We start from the raw sequence: 16,111 nt of genomic DNA, 5'->3' as shown, positions 1-16,111 counted from the left end.
AGAACTGTAATGGGAGAGTTTGCGTTACCCAAGAATTCCAAGATCCAACCGGGCAAGCATTATCCGGCGAAGAATCCGAAGAAGCCGCGCAACTTCCGGGTGTATCGCTGGAACCCGGACAACGACGAGAATCCGCGCGTTGACACGTTTGAAGTGGATCTCGACGACTGCGGACCGATGGTTCTGGACGCGCTGCTGAAGATCAAGAACGAAGTCGATTCCACGCTGACCATTCGTCGCAGCTGCCGCGAAGGCGTGTGCGGTTCGTGCGCGATGAACATCAACGGCACGAATACGCTGGCCTGCATTTGCGCGATCGACCGCCTGAAGGACGGCGACGTCAAGATTTATCCGCTGCCGCACATGCCGGTGGTCAAGGATCTGGTGCCCGACCTCACCCACTTCTATGCGCAATACGCCTCGATCAAGCCGTGGCTGCGCACCCAGAGCGCGGCACCGGACAAGGAACGCCTGCAGTCGCCGGAGGATCGCAAGAAACTTGACGGTTTGTACGAGTGCATCCTGTGCGCGTGCTGCTCGACCAGCTGCCCCAGCTATTGGTGGAACGGCGACAAGTATCTGGGCCCGGCGATCCTGCTGCAGGCATACCGCTGGATCGTCGACAGCCGCGACGAGTCCACTGGCGAGCGTCTGGACGATCTCGAAGATCCGTTCAAACTGTACCGTTGCCACACCATCATGAACTGCACCCGCACCTGCCCGAAGGGTTTGAACCCGGCCAAGGCAATTGCGGACATCAAGAAGTTGATGGTGGCCCGGCGTTCGGCGTGATTGCTGCCGACGTCATGGCTACGATGCAACAGGCCGCTACTCGCGGCCTGTTGCGTTCTTGTCGCCGGTATTGATGAAAACGAGGCAACACCGTGGATGAAGCCTGCTTGAAACGTATCCGCTGGCGCTTGCGCCGTGGCACGCTGGAACTCGACGCCATGCTCGGAGATTGGTTCGAGCATGTGTTTCCAGGCGCCGATTCCGCCTTGCAGGAAGCGTTTGACGCCTTGCTCGACGAGCAGGACCCCCTGGTCTGGGATTGGCTGATGGGCCATGCACGCGCGCCGCGCGCCGATTGGCAGGTGATCATTGATGACATCCGCACCCGCCATCGGCTTTGACTATCGGCCGTCGTGCTGGATGACGACGGCGCTCGCGTCGATTGGCGGGGCAACAGCGGTGGCGGTGCTGATGAGTGGCGCGCCGGCCTGGGCGCGTATCGCGACGGTAGCGGTGGTCCTGGCGTGCGTGTGGCGTGCGGCGTTGGTTTGGACGCGCGGGCGCGTGTGGCAGGTGGGTTGTGATGCCGCCGGCCAATGGCAATTGCACTTGCGCGATGAGGGCGAAACCGCGGCCGTACTGGCCGGCTTTCGGGTGTTTGGCCCGTGCATCCTGCTGCGTTTCAAGCTGGCTGTGCACGGTGAGCTGGCGCTGCTGCTGACGCCGGACAATAGCGATGCGGACCTGCGTCGCCGCCTGCGCATGCGTCTGGCGGCGCTCGATCTGTCCGCCGCGCTGCCGCGTATCTGAATCGCTGGTCGCCGGCGGCGGTAGCGTTGCGGGCAAAGAGTGCCGCGATGCCGGATAATCACCAACTTTGCCGCGCATGATGTGCGGCGTCTGCCGGCAGCCTTCATGTTTCGACCGCTCGAACTTTTCATCGGCCTGCGCTACACCCGCGCCAAGCGCCGCAACCAGTTCATTTCGTTCATTTCAGCGGTGTCGATCACCTGCATCTCGATCAGCGTGATCGCGCTCATTACCGTCATGAGCGTGATGAACGGGTTCGACTACCAGATGAAAACCCGCATCCTCGGCGGCATTTCGCACGCGACGATTTCGGGCATTGGCGAAAGCATGCCCGATTGGCGCAACGCGTTGCGGATTGCGCATGCCGATCCGCACGTGAAGGGCGCGGCGCCGTACGTGGAAATTCAGGGTTTGCTGCAAGGCCGCGCGCCGTCGGCGGCCATGGTGCGCGGCATTGATCCCAAGCTCGAACCCGCGGTGGTCGACATCGGCAAGCACATGGTGCACGGCTCGCTCGCTGCGCTGACGCCGGGCAGCTGGAACATCGTGCTGGGGCAGGATCTCGCCAACCAGCTTGGCGTTGGCGTCGGCGACCAGGTGGTGATGGCGGTGCCGGAGTTTCGCGCGACGCCGTTTGGCGGGGTGCCGCGCATGCGCGGTTTCCACGTGGTGGGTACCTTCACCATGGGCATCGAGCAATTCGACTCCGGCCTGGCGATGGTCAACATGCAGGATGCGGAAAAGCTCGCGAGCCAATCCGGCCCGACCGGCATCCGGCTGAAGCTCGACGACTTGTTCAACGCGCGGCCGGTGGCGCGCGCGCTGGCCAACCAGCTCGGGCAGGTCTACCAGGTGCAAACCTGGGAGCAGACCAACACCAACCTGTTCTCCGCGATCTCGATGGAAAAGAAGGTGATGGGTGTGATCCTGTCGCTGATCGTGCTGGTGGCCGTCATCAACCTCATTTCGATGCTGATGATGCTGGTGACCGACAAGCAGGCCGATATCGCGATCCTGCGCACGCTGGGCATGACGCCGCGCAGCGTGATGGGCGTGTTCATGGTGCAAGGCCTGCTGGTGGGATTGGTGGGGATTGCCATCGGCGTGGGCCTGGGCTCGCTCTTGTCGTGGCAATTGCCGGGCATCGTCAAGGTAATCGAGCACATTTTCCACGTGCAGTTTTTGTCGCCGGACGTCTACTACATCAGCGAAGTACCGAGCCGGTTGGAGCTGGGCGACGTCGTTTGGGTGTCGCTGGTGACCTTTGCGTTTTCGCTGCTGGCGACGCTCTACCCCGCGTGGCGCGCCTCGCGCACGCAGCCGGCGCAGGCGCTGCGTTATGAGTGAGCACAAACCGATGGCGAAAACCGATTGCGTGCTGCGCGCGAGCCGCGTGGCCAAGACCTATACCGAGAGCGGCTTGAACACCGCCGTGCTCACCGATGTGAGCTTCGAGCTTGCGCGCGGCCAGACGATGGCCATCGTCGGCCAATCCGGCTCGGGCAAGAGCACGCTGCTGCACATCCTGGGCGGGCTCGACACCTTGAGCTCCGGCGAGGTGGAGGTCGACGGCCATCACCTTTCCGCACTGTCGGATGCCGAGCGTGGCCGGGTACGCAATCGCGCGCTGGGTTTCGTCTATCAGTTCCATCACTTGCTGCCCGAGTTCACGGCGCTGGAAAACGTGTGCATGCCGCTGCTCATTCGCGGCACCGGCATTGCCGAGGCGCAGCGGCAATCGCATGCCCTGCTCGAACGCGTGGGACTGGGCGCGCGCATCGACCACAAGCCGGCCGAGCTTTCCGGTGGGGAGCGCCAGCGTTGTGCAGTGGCGCGTGCGCTGGTGACCCGGCCCGCGTGCGTACTGGGTGATGAACCCACCGGCAACCTCGACGAAGGCAACGCCACGCAGGTGTACGAGTTGATGCTGGAGTTGAACCGCGAAGTCGGCACCAGCTTCGTCCTCGTCACCCACGACCATCGGCTCGCTGCGCGCATGGATCGCACGCTGGTGCTGCACGGCGGCGTGCTGCGCGAAAAGGCCCACGACTGACGCGGGCTGCGCCTACGCGGTTTTCATCCTGCCGGCTGACCGCCACGGGTTAGCCTCGAACTCCGGTTGGTACCGACGGGGAGCGGTATGCGGGGCAGGGTGGCGGGATGGATCGAAGCCGGCGCCGTCGCGCCGGTGGCGCTGGTGGGCGCGTTGTCGGTGCAATGGTTGCCGCGGTTGCCACCGCACTGGGTCATGCTCGCCACGTGTACGGCGCTGGTTCCCGCCGTGGCGCTGGCACGACGGCGTGGGTGGTGCCTCTGGTTGGTCTTTCTGCTCGGCGCCGCGTGGGCCGGCGCGGCTGGGCGCGGCGCGATGGATGCGCGCTTGCCGCGTGCGCTTGAGGGCGAGGATTTCACCGTTGTCGGGCGCCTGGTGGATTTGCCGTCGGCGCGCGAGGACGCCACGCGCTTCACCTTCGATATCGCCCGCGCGTGGCATGGCGAAACGCCGGTGGCGCTCACGGGAAACGTGCAGCTCAACTGGTATCGCACCGCGCCACCGCTTTCGCCGTGTGAGCGTTGGCGGCTGGTGTTGCGCCTCAAACGCCCGCGCGGGCTGGTCAACCCCGGCACCGTCGACGGCGAACGCAGCGCGTTGCAGCGACGCATCGTCGCTACCGGCTACGTGCGCGAGGATGTGGCAAACCAGCGGCTCGGGACGGCATGGTGCGTGGATCGGGTGCGCGCCGCGATTGCCACGCGGATCGACGCGCAGGTGGGTGCCGGGCGCGATGCGGCACTGCTGCGTGCACTGGCAGTGGGCGACACCCGCGGACTGGGCCAGCACGAATGGTATATCGCGCGTGCGAACGGTGTATCCCACCTGATCGCGATTTCCGGCTTTCACGTCGGCGTGGCCGCGATTTTCGGCGTGTGGCTGGTTGGCGCACTGTATTTCCTGTGGCCAGCGCTCGCGTTGCGCTGGCCGCGGCCGCCGGCACAGGCGGCTGGTGCGTTGCTGGTGGCATGGGGCTATAGCGCGCTGGCCGGGTTTGGCATCCCTACCGTGCGCACCTTGCTGATGATTGCGGTGGTGGCGCTGGCGCGATTGAGTCGACGTGGCAGCCATGGCCTGCATTCGCTGGCGCTGGCCTTGCTGGCGATCCTCGCGTTCGACCCGCTGGCGGTGCTGGCGGCAGGGTTCTGGCTGTCGTTCGTCGGCGTCGCGTTTCTCATGGTGAGCCTGGAACGGCGTGGCCGCGGCTGGCGGGCGTTCCTGCACGAGCTCACCGCTAGCCAGTGGCTGATGACGGTGGCGCTGTTGCCGCTCACCTTGTGGTTCTTCGGTCAGGCATCGCTGGTGGGTGCGCTGTCCAATCTCATGGCCGTGCCGTTCGTCAGCTTCGTGATCGTGCCGGGTGCGCTGGTTGCCAGCGTGCTGCTCGGCGCCTGCCCGCCGGCGGCACCGCTCGCCTGGTGGGTCATTGGCCGCCTCGCGCATGTGCAGTGGTGGTGGCTGGAACGCCTGGCTGCCTGGCCGGGTGCGCATTGGTACCTGCCGCAGGTGACGCCATGGGCACTGGCGCTGGCCTTGCTGGGGGCGCTGTGGTTGTTTTTGCCGCGCGGCGTGCCGTTGCGCTGGCTCGGGTTGCTGCTGTTGGCACCGCTGCTATGGCCGCGCTTGCCGTTGCCTGCGGCAGGCGCGTTCGAGGCCTGGGTACTCGATGTGGGGCAGGGCTTGGCCGTAGTGGTGCACACCCGCGGGCACGCACTCATCTATGACACTGGGCCGAGCTATCCGTCCGGCTTCGACCTGGGTGAGGCGGTGGTGGTCCCGACGTTCCACGCCCTTGGTCTGCGGCAGTTGGACACTCTGATCGTCAGTCACGCGGACAATGATCACGCGGGCGGCGCAGCGAGTGTCGTTGCGGCGTTTCCGCGTGCGCGCCGCTTGGCGGGTGAGCCGACACGCACGCAGCCGCCGATGGACGCCTGCGTCGCTGGACAGGCCTGGACCTGGGATGACGTGCGCTTTCGCGTGCTGAATCCGGCCGCCGACGCTCGCGGCAAGGGCAACGACCGCTCCTGTGTGCTGCTGGTGGAGGGGCAGGGCGGTCGCCTGTTGTTGACGGGCGATATCACGCACAAAACCGAGCCGGCGGTGGCGGCAGCGCTTGGCGCCGGGCCGCCACCGGTGCTGGTGGTGCCGCACCACGGCAGCAAGACCTCGTCGAGCGCGCCGTTCATCGCGGCAACGGCACCGTCGTTGGCGATCATTTCCGCCGGCTGGCGCAACCGCTTCGGTCATCCGAAGCCCGCGGTCGTCGCGCGCTATGTCGAGGCCGGGGTGCCGGTGCTGAACACCGCCGACAGCGGCGCGATTGGCCTGGCGTTTCCGGTGGCGGCACCTGCCCATGTGCTTGCCCGCCAGCGCTTGCGCGCGGTGCGCTACTGGCGCGAGTAACGCGCTGCAACTGCCACGCTCGCCACGGAACCGGGCAGGCCCGCTGCTATCATGCGTGCCTTCGGCTTGAACGCGACGGTAACCAACGTGCTCGACATCCTGATAGCTGGCGGCTGGGGCATGGTGCCCATCGTGGTGTGCTCGCTGGTGGCGCTGGCGATTGTGCTGGAACGCTTCTGGACCCTGCGCCGCAAGGCGGTATTGCCGCCCGGCCTCGGCGACGAGGTGCGCCAGTGGGCGCGCGGCGGCACGCTTGATCCGGAACATCTCGAAGCACTGGAAGACGGCTCGCCGCTGGGCGAGCTGCTGGCCGCCGCGCTGCGGGTGCGCGGCCAGGGCCGCGAGCTGATCAAGGAGCGCATCGAAGACACTGGCCGCCATGTGGTGCATCGCATGGAGCGGTATCTCAGCTCGCTCGGCACCATTGCGCTGATCGGCCCGCTGCTGGGTCTGTTCGGCACCGTGATTGGCCTCATCCGCATGTTCATGGAAGTGATGGCCGGCGGCATCGGCGACCCGGCGCGCATGGCCGGCGGCATCGGCGAGGCACTGATCTGCACCGCGTCCGGGCTGACCATCGCAATCCCGGCGTACATCCTGCATCGCTATTTCCACTCGCGCGTGGCCGGCTATTGCGTGGACATGGAAAAGCAGGCCACCGCGCTGCTTGACGACCTCACATTGAATGTCGCCGCGGCGGCGCCGCGAGCGCGGCGTGCCGTGGTCGCCCATCCGGCGCCGACGGCGGGCTGAGCCATGCACATCGGCAATGATCGCCGGCGGGACGAGTTCGAGATCAACATCGTGCCGTTGATCGACGTGCTGCTCACGCTGCTGATGTTTTTCGTGCTGACCAGCACCTTCATCCAGCACTCGCGCATGCAGGTGACGCTGCCCGATGCCAGCGTGCACGACCGCGACATCAACGCGCCGACGCTGGTCGTCATGGTGGACCGCGAGGGCCACTACTGGGTGGGCAGCGACGCGGTGCCCGGTGCAGGCGTCGAGGTGCTCAAGCAGGCGATCGAGCAGGCGACCAACGGCGAGCACGATCGCCCGGTGACGATTCGCGCCGATGCGCAGGCCTCGCACCAGAGCGTGGTAACCGCGATGGATGCACTCGGCCAGCTCGGCTTCACCCAACTATCGATCGCGACCACACCGACCCATCCGGGCGCAGCGCAATGAACGCCGGCAAGGTCGCCTTGTGGGATGCCCATACCTGGGGCATCTACAAGCGGCTGCTTGGCTACACTCGGCGTTATTGGGCGGTGGGCGTGATCGCCATCCTGGGCATGGCGGCGGATGGCGGTGGCTTGGCGGCCTTCACCCGGCTGCTTCGGCCAATGATCGACCAGCTCTTTGCGCACAAGGATCCGTATCTCATTTTCTGGATGCCGATCTGGATCATCGCGATCTTCAGCGTGCGCGGCGTCGGCATTTTTCTCAGCACCTATGGCATGGCCTACGTTGGCCGCAACGTGGTGCAGGCGATCCAGCACGATGTGTTCACCACCTACCTGCGCCTGCCGGCCGCGTTTTTCGGCGGCGAGCCCTCGGGCCAGCAGGTGTCGCGCATCACCTATACCAGCGAGCAGGTGGCTTCGGCATCCACCGACGCGCTGCGCACGGTGGTCACCGAGGGCATCACCGTCATCGGCATGTTCTACGTGATGCTCAGCACCAGTGCCTACCTCACGCTGGTGCTGCTGGTGATGGTGCCGCCGGTGGCACTCATCGCCACCGTGGTCAGCCGTCGTTACCGCCAGATCAGCCGGCGCATCCAGGGCTCGATGGGCAGCGTGACCGGCGCGGTGGAGGAATCGGTCGGGGCGCACCGCGAGGTGCGCGTGTACGGCGGCCAGCAGCGCGAGACCGAGCGCTTTGACGACGTCACCCATCGCACGCGCCGGCTGAACCTCAAGATCGCCGCGACCAACGCCAGCTCGAGCACGGCCATCCAGACCGTGGCCGCGTGCGCGCTCGCCGCGCTGGTGTGGCTGGGCACGCGGCCGGGTGTGATCGACCACATCAGCTCCGGCGTGTTCGTGCAGGTGCTGACGGCGATGGGTGCGATGCTGCCCTCGCTCAAGCGCCTGACCAACGTTCAGGCCAACATCCAGCGCGGGATGTCGGCGGCCGAGGATCTGTTCGCGATCATGGACACGCCGGCCGAGATTGACCGCGGCACGATCGAGTTGGCGCGTGCGCGCGGCGATTTGCGCTTTGAAAACGTGCGGTTGACCTATCCGCGCAACGACTGCGCGGCGCTGCGCGGTGTGACGCTGGATTGCGCGCCGGGCACGGTCACCGCGCTGGTCGGGCGTTCGGGCAGCGGCAAGAGCAGCCTCGTGAGCCTCTTGCCGCGCTTCTACGAACCCAGCGGCGGGCGCATCGTGCTGGATGGCGAAAACTACGAGAACTACACCCTTGCCTCATTGCGCCGGCAGATCGCGTGGGTCGGCCAGAACGTGGTGCTGTTCGACGATACCGTGGCCAACAACATCGCCTACGGCGAGCTGGCGGGAGCGAGTGAGGAGGCGATCGTGGCGGCGGCTACTGCCGCCAATGCCATGGAGTTCATCGCGCGCATGCCGCAGGGCATCCACAGCCCGATCGGCGAGGCCGGCAACCAGCTTTCCGGCGGCCAGCGTCAACGTATCGCGATTGCGCGCGCCATCCTCAAGAATGCGCCGATCCTGGTGCTGGACGAAGCCACCAGCGCGCTGGATACCGAGTCCGAGCACTTGATCCAGCAGGCACTGGACAGCCTCATGCAGCACCGCACCACCCTGGTCATTGCGCACCGGCTTTCCACCATCGAAGGCGCCGACCAGATCGCGGTGATGGATGCCGGCCGCATCGTCGAGCGCGGCACGCATGCCGAACTCCTGGCGCGGGGTGGTCAATATGCCGCGCTGTATCGCATGCAGTTTCACGATGCCGATACCGAGGGTGGTTGACGCGCCATGAGCCTGGCGCAGACGCTCAGTGAAACCTGGTATCGCGAGGGCGTGCGCAGCCCGTGGTGGACGTGGCCGCTGGCGGTTTTGTATGGCGTGCTGACGGGGTTGCGGCGTGGGTGGTATCGCGTTGGTGTACTGCGTTCCGTGCGCGTGGCGGCACCGGTCATCGTGATTGGCAACCTCACCGCCGGCGGCACCGGCAAGACCCCGTTGACCATCGCGCTGGCGGCAACGTTGCGCGCACGTGGCTGGAAACCCGGCGTGGTCAGCCGCGGCTACGGCGGCAGCAAGCGCGGGCCATTGCTGCTGGGAGACGCACCCGATCCGCGTACCGTGGGCGACGAGCCCTGCCTGATCCGTGCGAGCGGGGTGCCGGTGGCGATTGGCCGCGATCGTCCCGCGGCGGCGGCCATGTTGATCGAAGCCGGATGCAACGTGGTGATCGCCGATGACGGCCTTCAGCACTACCGCCTTGCGCGCAATGTCGAGATCTGCGTCATCGATGGCGTACGCCGGTTTGGCAACGGCCACTTGCTGCCCGCCGGGCCACTGCGTGAACCGCTGCGCCGGCTCGCGCGCGTCGATCTGCGCGTGTGCAACGGCGGCGAGCCGCAGGCGGGCGAGCACGCCATGCGTCTGGTTGGCGATGAGGCGGTCACGCTCGCCGACGGGCGCACGCAGCCGCTGGCCGCGTTTGCTGGCCGGCGAGCGCATGCGGTCGCCGCCATCGGTCATCCGGCACGCTTTTTTGCCGCCTTGCGTGGCGCGGGCATCGACGTCATCGAGCACCCGTTTGCCGACCATCACGCCTTCGTTGCCGGCGACTTCGCCTTTGGTGATGCGCTGCCAGTGCTGATGACCGACAAGGATGCCGTGAAATGCGCCGGCCTTGCACTGGCGCATGCGTGGCGCGTACCGGTGCGTGCGGTACTGCCGACTGCGTTTTTCGATGCGGTGATCGCGAGGTTGCCGTAGCCGGGTTGCCGGCTTGGGACGCTGTCGATCAGGCTTCGTCTGGGCCGACTTTTGGCGTGATCGCCAGGGCGCAAAGACGCAGGTATGGCGCGCTTGATCGTCCGCCCACGGCGCAACCCGCCGCGCAAGGGCAGGCGGCGTGCATGCGCGCTGCGATCGCGACTGGCGGGGACAGGACAGGAAGACCTGTCCCCGCTCACGGCGGAGCCGGCAGGCGAACGCGTGAATGGAAGTGGCGCGTAGCCCGGCTCGCCATTTCACGTCAAGCTGGCTTGAGCGCGGCGGTCACAACCTGTGCCATTGGCGTGGTCGGCCGGCCGATCAGCCGGGACAGTGTGTGGCTGTCGTCGTCAAGCGCGCCGTGCGCGGCACCGACATCCCAGCTGGCGATGGCACGCGCCAGCTCCGCGGGCAAGCCATGCTGAGCCAGGGTGGCCGCGTAGTCGGCTTCGGGCAGGTTGCGATAGGGAATGTCTCGACCGGTTTGACGTGAAATCTCCGCGGCCAGTTCGGTGAGCGTCCAGGTACTGTCGGCAGCCAGTTCATAGCACTTGCCGGTGTGCCCGTCGGTGGTGAGCACGGCGACAGCCGCCTCGGCGTAGTCCAATCGCGGTGCGGCGGCGATGCGACCGTTGCCCGCACTGCCGACAAGCACACCCGCAGCCAGCGCGCCGGGAATGGCCGCGGTGTAGTTCTCGGTGTACCAGCCGTTGCGCAGGATCGTCCAGGCGATGCCCGACTCGTGCAGCATGTGTTCGGTCGCCAGGTGCTCGCCGGCCAGGTTGAGTGGCGAGCTGTCTGCGTGCAGCAGGCTGGTGTAGACGATGCGCTGAACCGCAGCCTGCTTTGCTGCCTCGATCAGGTTGCGGTGCTGATGCTCGCGCTGGCCCAATTCACTGGCGGAAATCAGCAGCAACGTGTGGACGCCCGCCAGTGCGGGCGCGAGCGTGGCCGGGCGGTCGTAGTCGGCTTCACGCACGCCAACGCCAAGGTCGGTTGCCTTGGCGGGGGTTCGCGCAAGCGCGACCAGATTGGCAGTGGGCGTATGGCCTTTGAGCTTTTGAACCACCAGATGCCCGAGTTGGCCGCTGGCGCCGGCGATGGCAATGAACATGGGAGCTTCCTTTGAAAAGGGGATGCCACGACTCTACGATATGCACGAACTATCAGGAAGTACGTACATGAAGGTTAGTGTCAAGCGGGAGGAGGTAGTCATTCCACGCAGGGTGCCCGGCCTGTCGGAGCGCCTTGGCCGTGGTGACCTGCTGAATCGCCACTGCCCGTCGCGTGAGGTGTTGAAGCACGTCACCAGCCGCTGGGGTGTGTTGGTGCTGATCGTGCTTGAGACGCGCACGCATCGTTTCAGCGAACTGCGACGCGCGGTCGATGGCGTCAGCGAGCGGATGCTGGCGCAGACCCTGCAATGGCTGGAAGGCGATGGCCTGGTCAGACGCACCGCGCTGGAGGTCGTGCCACCGCATGTCGAATACAGCTTGACTGCACTGGGCCGTGAAGCTGCCGCCCAGGTGCGCGGCCTTGCCGATTGGATCGAAATCAATTTGCCGCGAATCCTGGGCAAAGCCGGCTGAGCCATGGCCTGGCCGGAGCAACGCAGCGAGCACGCGGGATGGCGGGCGCAACGCGGTCACCCCAAACGCCGATCCCTTGGAGTGGCTTGCGAAAATACGGTTCGCTGTGGCGCTTGGTCCAGCCCCACAGCTGCCGGAGTATGCCCGCCTGGCCATTGGGCACCGGCTGGCGCATGAAGCGGCGGGCAGGGTGCGCCTGGTGCACCACGACGTCAGGGTTGGGTGGACGTTTTGACGGCGGCAAGGCGAAATCGGACGTGCGTATCAGCCGATGCCTACAGCAGCAGGCCGTGAGCCATGGCACCGTGGCCCAACTACTCCGTTTACGCAAGAACTTGCACGTGCGGCAGGGCAGGTACTCGCAAGCAGATTTTTGCCGTTCTGGTTGTCGGCGTTGCGCGCTGGCGACGCCAGCCGGCTTCCGTATCGATGTGGGCGTTTGTCCATGTCTCCTTTGGGTTGGTCGATCTCGGAAAGGAGTGCTGAGCATGATTCAGGTTGCCATCGTGGACGATCACGAGCTGGTACGCACCGGTTTTCGCATGATCCTCGAACAACACGCGGATTTGCGGGTCTGTGCCGAGGCCGGTAATGCCGAGGATGGCCTGCGGTTGATCCGCAGTTTGAAACCCCAGGTGGCGGTGGTGGACGTGCACATGCCCGGGATGAGCGGTATCGAGCTGACTGAACGGGTGCGGCGTGCCGAGCTGCCGACGCGCATCGTGGTGGTGACCGTGGTGGATGGCGGGCGCTTCCCAAGGCGACTGATGGAGGTTGGCGCTTCGGGATACATGACCAAGAGTTGTCATGCGGACGAGCTGGTGACCGCGGTGCGGCAGGTTGCGATGGGGCGGCGTTATCTGGCACCGGCAGTCGCGCAGCAGCTGGCGCTGGCCACGATCGACGGTACCGGCTCGCCATTTGATGCGCTGTCCAGTCGCGAGCTGGAAGTGGCGATGATGCTGGTGCACGGCAAGCCGCTTACCGTCATCGGTGAGCAGCTCAACCTGAGCCCCAAGACGGTTTCCACCTACAAGCAGCGCTTGATGGAAAAACTGCGTATCGAGCATGTGCTGAGCCTGGCGCACCTGATGACGTTGCACGGCTTGATCGACTCGCCCAACCACCAGGTGCGACTTTGATTCACGCGTAGCCCAATGCTCGAAACCACAAGAAAAAGCCGGGCGTTGCCCGGCTTTTTCTTGTTACAGAGCGAACGGCTCAGACGGAAGGATGCGATCTCTCTTCAGGATCGTCCGGCTTTTCCACCGCAGGGGCTACCGATGGCGTCAATGGGCGTGGCGCCACAAGAAGCTCGCCTTGGTGCGGAGTCTGGTCGACGAGCGGCGCCGCCGGCACTGCGGCAGGCGTTGGTGCCGGTGCCGGTGCTGGTGCTGGTGCTGGTGCGGTCGGTGAAGGGCTGCTGGTCGACTCCGGTGCGGCGGCAATCGGTGAGTTGGCCGACTCCGGTGTGGCCGACTTTGATTCGGGTCCCGGAGGGTTACCAGTGGTTACCGTGCGCGACGCCGTTGCGGTGGGTGCCACCGGCGTGGCGGCCGATGTTTTCTCTGCCGGGTGCGGCGCAATTGGCGGCAAGGTCGGCAGGCTGAAGGCTGTCGCCACGGCGGCAGCCAGCGGCGCCTCGGCCAGTGGCGCACGGCGTGGTTCGGTGCGCGGCGGTTCGGTGCGCGGCGGTTTCGGGGCGGCGGGTGCTGGAGCCGGAGAGACAGCCTGGGTTGGTAAGGGGGCCGTGGCAGCAGTTACTGCGGGGGGTGTCGAAGCACTTGTTGCGGCGCCGGTCGGAGCTGGCATCTCGGCCGTGTCCGTACGGGGGTTGCCCGAGTCGGCATGCTGCGCATCCTCTGCGCCATCTGCGACCGACTCGCCGCCATTGATGCCAGTTGCTGCCTCGTCATGCCGGCGGCGACGGCGGCCGCCACGACGACCACGGCGGCGACGGGTCGGGTTTTCGGCATCGTTTTCGGTTGCCGGCGCGTCGTCGCCAGCTGGCGTGGTTGCCGGCGCGTCTGCCGCCGAGGAAGTTGCTTCCGTTGCCGTTGCAGTGGCCAATGGCAGCTTTTCTTCGCTTGGTGCCGGCGTCGCCTTGGCTGCCGTGTCACTTGCGGGCTGCCTGGCAACAGCAGGAGCAGCAGCGGCGACTGCGACAAGGGCTTTGCGTTCGGTGGTGGCCGATGGGGTCTCGGCGGCGGTTGCCGACACGTTTTGTTGGCGATCCGGCTTGGTTGCGCGTGGCGTCGGGGCCGGTCGCTGCCCGGATTCATCGGCACGGGGTTGCCGGCCGCCGCGGTTGCCGGCGTTGTTGTTGCTCGACTTGGCCGATTGCGGATTGGCGTCGCGGCGCGGTCGGCTGTTGTTGCCGCCATTATTGCCGCTGCCGGACTGACTGTTGCGATTGCCGCGTTCGCTGCGCTCATTGCGGTCGCCGCGGCGTGGCGCATTGCGATTGCCGCCATTGCCGCGCGGATTGCGGCGCTCGTCGCCGGCATGCTCTGACGTGGCGGCGGGCGCGGAAGTCGGCGCTGCGGCGGCGGCATTGCGGAACCAGCCAAACAGGCGCGCGATGATGCCGCCGCTTGCCGGCGTTGTCGCCGGCGCGGTTGCGGGCGGCTTGCTGGGGGCGGGCACTGGCGCGGGAGCTTCTTCACGTACTGGCGCAGGGGTTGCAGGCACCACGCCGGAGACAGCGGGTTGCTCGTGGCTGCCCAGCGCCTGGCCCATTTTCGGCAGCGGTGTCGGCTCGGTGCTGGTCAGGCGCTCGTAGCTCGGCGGGCTGTGCTCGCCCATGTCCGCTTCGCGGATGCGCTGGATTTCCAGGTGCGGCGTTTCCAGCTTCTCGTCGGCGATGATGACGATGTGCACCTTGTGGCGCAGCTCGATCTCGACCACGCCGGCACGCTTTTCGTTGAGCATGAAGTTGGCGACGCTCGGCGGCGCCTGCACCACGACTTCGCCGGTGTTCTCCTTCATCGCGTGCTCTTCGATCAGGCGCAATGTGGACAGCGCCAAAGACTCGATGCTGCGGATCACGCCATGGCCTTCGCAGCGCGGGCACACGATCTGGGTGGCCTCGCCCAGGCTCGGGCGCAGGCGCTGGCGCGAGATTTCCATCAGGCCGAAGCGGCTGATGCGACCGACCTGCACGCGGGCGCGGTCGAACTTCAGCGCTTCCTTGAGCTTGTCTTCCACCTCGCGCTGGTGGCGCGGGCTGTCCATGTCGATGAAGTCGATCACGATCAGGCCGCCGGTGTCGCGGATGCGGCACTGGCGGGCGATTTCCACGGCGGCTTCGAGGTTGGTGTTGAGCGCCGTTTCCTCGATGTCCGAGCCCTTGGTGGCCTTGGCCGAGTTGATGTCGATCGCGGTCAGCGCCTCGGTCGGGTCGATCACGATCGAACCGCCGGAGGGCAGGCGCACCTGGCGGTCGAACGCGCTCTCGATCTGGGTCTCGATCTGGTAGCGGGTGAACAGCGGAGTGTCGTCCTGGTACAGCTTGAGCTTGCGCAGCGAGGTCGGCATCACCTGCTGCATGAAGTCGCGCGCGTCGTTGTAGAGGTCGGGCTCGTCGATCAGGATTTCGCCGATGTCGCTGCGCAGGTAGTCGCGCAGGGCGCGGATGAACAGCTTGGATTCCTGGTAGATCAGGAACGGCGCCTTGCGCGCGCTGGCGGCCTCACTGATCGAGCGCCACAGGGTCAGGAGGTAATCCAGGTCCCACTGCAGCTCTTCGGCGTCGCGGCCGAGGCCGGCGGTGCGCACGATCAGGCCGACGTCGTCGGGCACCGTGACGTGTTCGAGGGCTTCCTTCAGCGCCTGCCGATCCTCGCCCTCGATCCGGCGCGAGACGCCGCCGGCCTTCGGGTTGTTCGGCATCAGCACCATGTAGCGGCCGGCCAGCGAGATGAAGGTGGTCAGCGCGGCGCCCTTGTTGCCGCGTTCCTCCTTTTCGACCTGGACAACGACCTCCTGGCCTTCCTTCAGCAGCTCGCGGATGCCGGCCTTGTGGTGGTCGACGCCGGCGGCGAAGTACTCGCGGGAGATTTCCTTGAGCGGCAGGAAGCCGTGGCGCTCGGCGCCGTAGTCGACGAAGCAGGCTTCGAGCGACTGTTCGACGCGGGTGATGCGGCCCTTGTAAATGTTGGCTTTTTTCTGTTCCCGCGAGGGGATTTCGATGTCGAGGTCGTACAGGTTTTGGCCATCGACAATGGCCACGCGCAACTCTTCACGCTGAGTTGCGTTGATCAACATGCGCTTCATGGTGGTGGGTTCCTTGGCCCCGTCGCGCGTCGCGTGCCGCGGTGGCGCCGGGCTGGCGGCCTGCCGTGAATCGCGCCGCTGCGCAGAGCGGTTTGGTAATGGCGCCGTTCCCGGCGCCCGGATGTTCGGTCAGCCGCGTCGGGCGCGCCGTGGCCATGGGGCTTCGGGCAAACGACCATCCGAACCGTTACGATGAAAGGCAGTCGCGACCGCTGCTTCAGGCAGGCGGCGCCATCCTCACCCGCGTGACGGGCGGACCCTGCAAAGCCGCATGCGGCAGACAGGAATCGACGCCCGGCAAGTAT

General features: G+C 66.2%; 14 protein-coding genes. 12 read left to right on the top strand and 2 right to left on the bottom strand.

Annotation, left to right across the window (positions count from 1 at the left end):
- Nucleotides 1–9 precede the first annotated feature (9 nt).
- The 10 genes from AC3WP6_RS09485 to lpxK all read left to right on the top strand — a co-directional run bounded on the left by AC3WP6_RS09485 (nt 10) and on the right by lpxK (nt 9,942).
- A complete protein-coding gene (locus AC3WP6_RS09485) occupies nt 10–792 on the top strand; it encodes a succinate dehydrogenase iron-sulfur subunit (protein ID WP_492627475.1) in 783 nt (260 codons plus the stop codon).
- Between the two features lie 107 nt (nt 793–899).
- Nucleotides 900–1,133: an FAD assembly factor SdhE gene (locus AC3WP6_RS09480; protein WP_492627474.1), complete on the top strand. Its 234-nt coding sequence runs from the start codon at nt 900–902 to the stop codon at nt 1,131–1,133.
- On the top strand, nt 1,105–1,542 hold the full coding sequence (locus AC3WP6_RS09475; protein WP_492627473.1) for a protein YgfX: 438 nt from the start codon (nt 1,105–1,107) through the stop codon (nt 1,540–1,542). The genes AC3WP6_RS09480 and AC3WP6_RS09475 overlap by 29 nt, the downstream gene beginning before the upstream one ends.
- Before the next feature lie 105 nt (nt 1,543–1,647).
- Entirely contained in the window at nt 1,648–2,889 is a 1,242-nt protein-coding gene (locus AC3WP6_RS09470; protein ID WP_492627472.1) for a lipoprotein-releasing ABC transporter permease subunit, read from the top strand.
- Entirely contained in the window at nt 2,882–3,595 is a 714-nt protein-coding gene (lolD, locus tag AC3WP6_RS09465) for a lipoprotein-releasing ABC transporter ATP-binding protein LolD (RefSeq protein ID WP_492627471.1), read from the top strand. The genes AC3WP6_RS09470 and lolD overlap by 8 nt, the downstream gene beginning before the upstream one ends.
- Nucleotides 3,596–3,682: 87 nt before the next feature.
- Nucleotides 3,683–6,001, top strand: coding sequence for a DNA internalization-related competence protein ComEC/Rec2 (locus AC3WP6_RS09460; RefSeq protein WP_492627470.1), 2,319 nt, complete (start codon nt 3,683–3,685; stop codon nt 5,999–6,001).
- A 51-nt stretch (nt 6,002–6,052) separates the two neighbouring features.
- Nucleotides 6,053–6,754 carry a MotA/TolQ/ExbB proton channel family protein gene (locus AC3WP6_RS09455; protein ID WP_492627469.1) on the top strand — a complete coding sequence of 234 codons (702 nt, stop codon included), beginning with the start codon at nt 6,053–6,055 and terminating at the stop codon, nt 6,752–6,754.
- Between the two features lie 3 nt (nt 6,755–6,757).
- Nucleotides 6,758–7,189: an ExbD/TolR family protein gene (locus AC3WP6_RS09450; RefSeq protein ID WP_492627468.1), complete on the top strand. Its 432-nt coding sequence runs from the start codon at nt 6,758–6,760 to the stop codon at nt 7,187–7,189.
- Nucleotides 7,186–8,964, top strand: coding sequence for a lipid A export permease/ATP-binding protein MsbA (gene msbA, locus AC3WP6_RS09445; RefSeq protein ID WP_492627467.1), 1,779 nt, complete (start codon nt 7,186–7,188; stop codon nt 8,962–8,964). The genes AC3WP6_RS09450 and msbA overlap by 4 nt, the downstream gene beginning before the upstream one ends.
- A 6-nt stretch (nt 8,965–8,970) precedes the next feature.
- Nucleotides 8,971–9,942 carry a tetraacyldisaccharide 4'-kinase gene (lpxK, locus tag AC3WP6_RS09440; RefSeq protein WP_492627466.1) on the top strand — a complete coding sequence of 324 codons (972 nt, stop codon included), beginning with the start codon at nt 8,971–8,973 and terminating at the stop codon, nt 9,940–9,942.
- 262 nt (nt 9,943–10,204) lie between these two features.
- Here the strand turns inward: lpxK and AC3WP6_RS09435 are convergent, their stop codons facing one another.
- Nucleotides 10,205–11,056, bottom strand: a complete 852-nt coding sequence (locus AC3WP6_RS09435) for an SDR family oxidoreductase (RefSeq protein WP_492627465.1) — start codon at nt 11,054–11,056, stop codon at nt 10,205–10,207.
- On the opposite strand from AC3WP6_RS09435, the gene AC3WP6_RS09430 reads away from it, so the two are divergent.
- Both AC3WP6_RS09430 and AC3WP6_RS09425 read left to right on the top strand, forming a co-directional pair.
- Nucleotides 11,049–11,531 carry a winged helix-turn-helix transcriptional regulator gene (locus tag AC3WP6_RS09430; protein ID WP_492627464.1) on the top strand — a complete coding sequence of 161 codons (483 nt, stop codon included), beginning with the start codon at nt 11,049–11,051 and terminating at the stop codon, nt 11,529–11,531. The two genes, AC3WP6_RS09435 and AC3WP6_RS09430, sit on opposite strands and share 8 nt — an antisense overlap.
- 488 nt (nt 11,532–12,019) lie before the next feature.
- Nucleotides 12,020–12,673 (top strand): response regulator, encoded by a 654-nt coding sequence (locus AC3WP6_RS09425; protein ID WP_492627463.1) that lies wholly within the window; start codon nt 12,020–12,022, stop codon nt 12,671–12,673.
- Nucleotides 12,674–12,752: 79 nt separating this feature from the next.
- Here AC3WP6_RS09425 and AC3WP6_RS09420 read toward each other — a convergent pair whose 3' ends face one another.
- Nucleotides 12,753–15,806: an Rne/Rng family ribonuclease gene (locus AC3WP6_RS09420; protein WP_492627462.1), complete on the bottom strand. Its 3,054-nt coding sequence runs from the start codon at nt 15,804–15,806 to the stop codon at nt 12,753–12,755.
- Nucleotides 15,807–16,111 lie beyond the last annotated feature (305 nt).

It is taken from the genome of Rhodanobacter sp. FW106-HT46G03, assembly GCF_058789895.1.
Note: the sequence above shows the minus strand (reverse complement) of the source record. Positions and strands in the feature narration are given on the sequence as shown.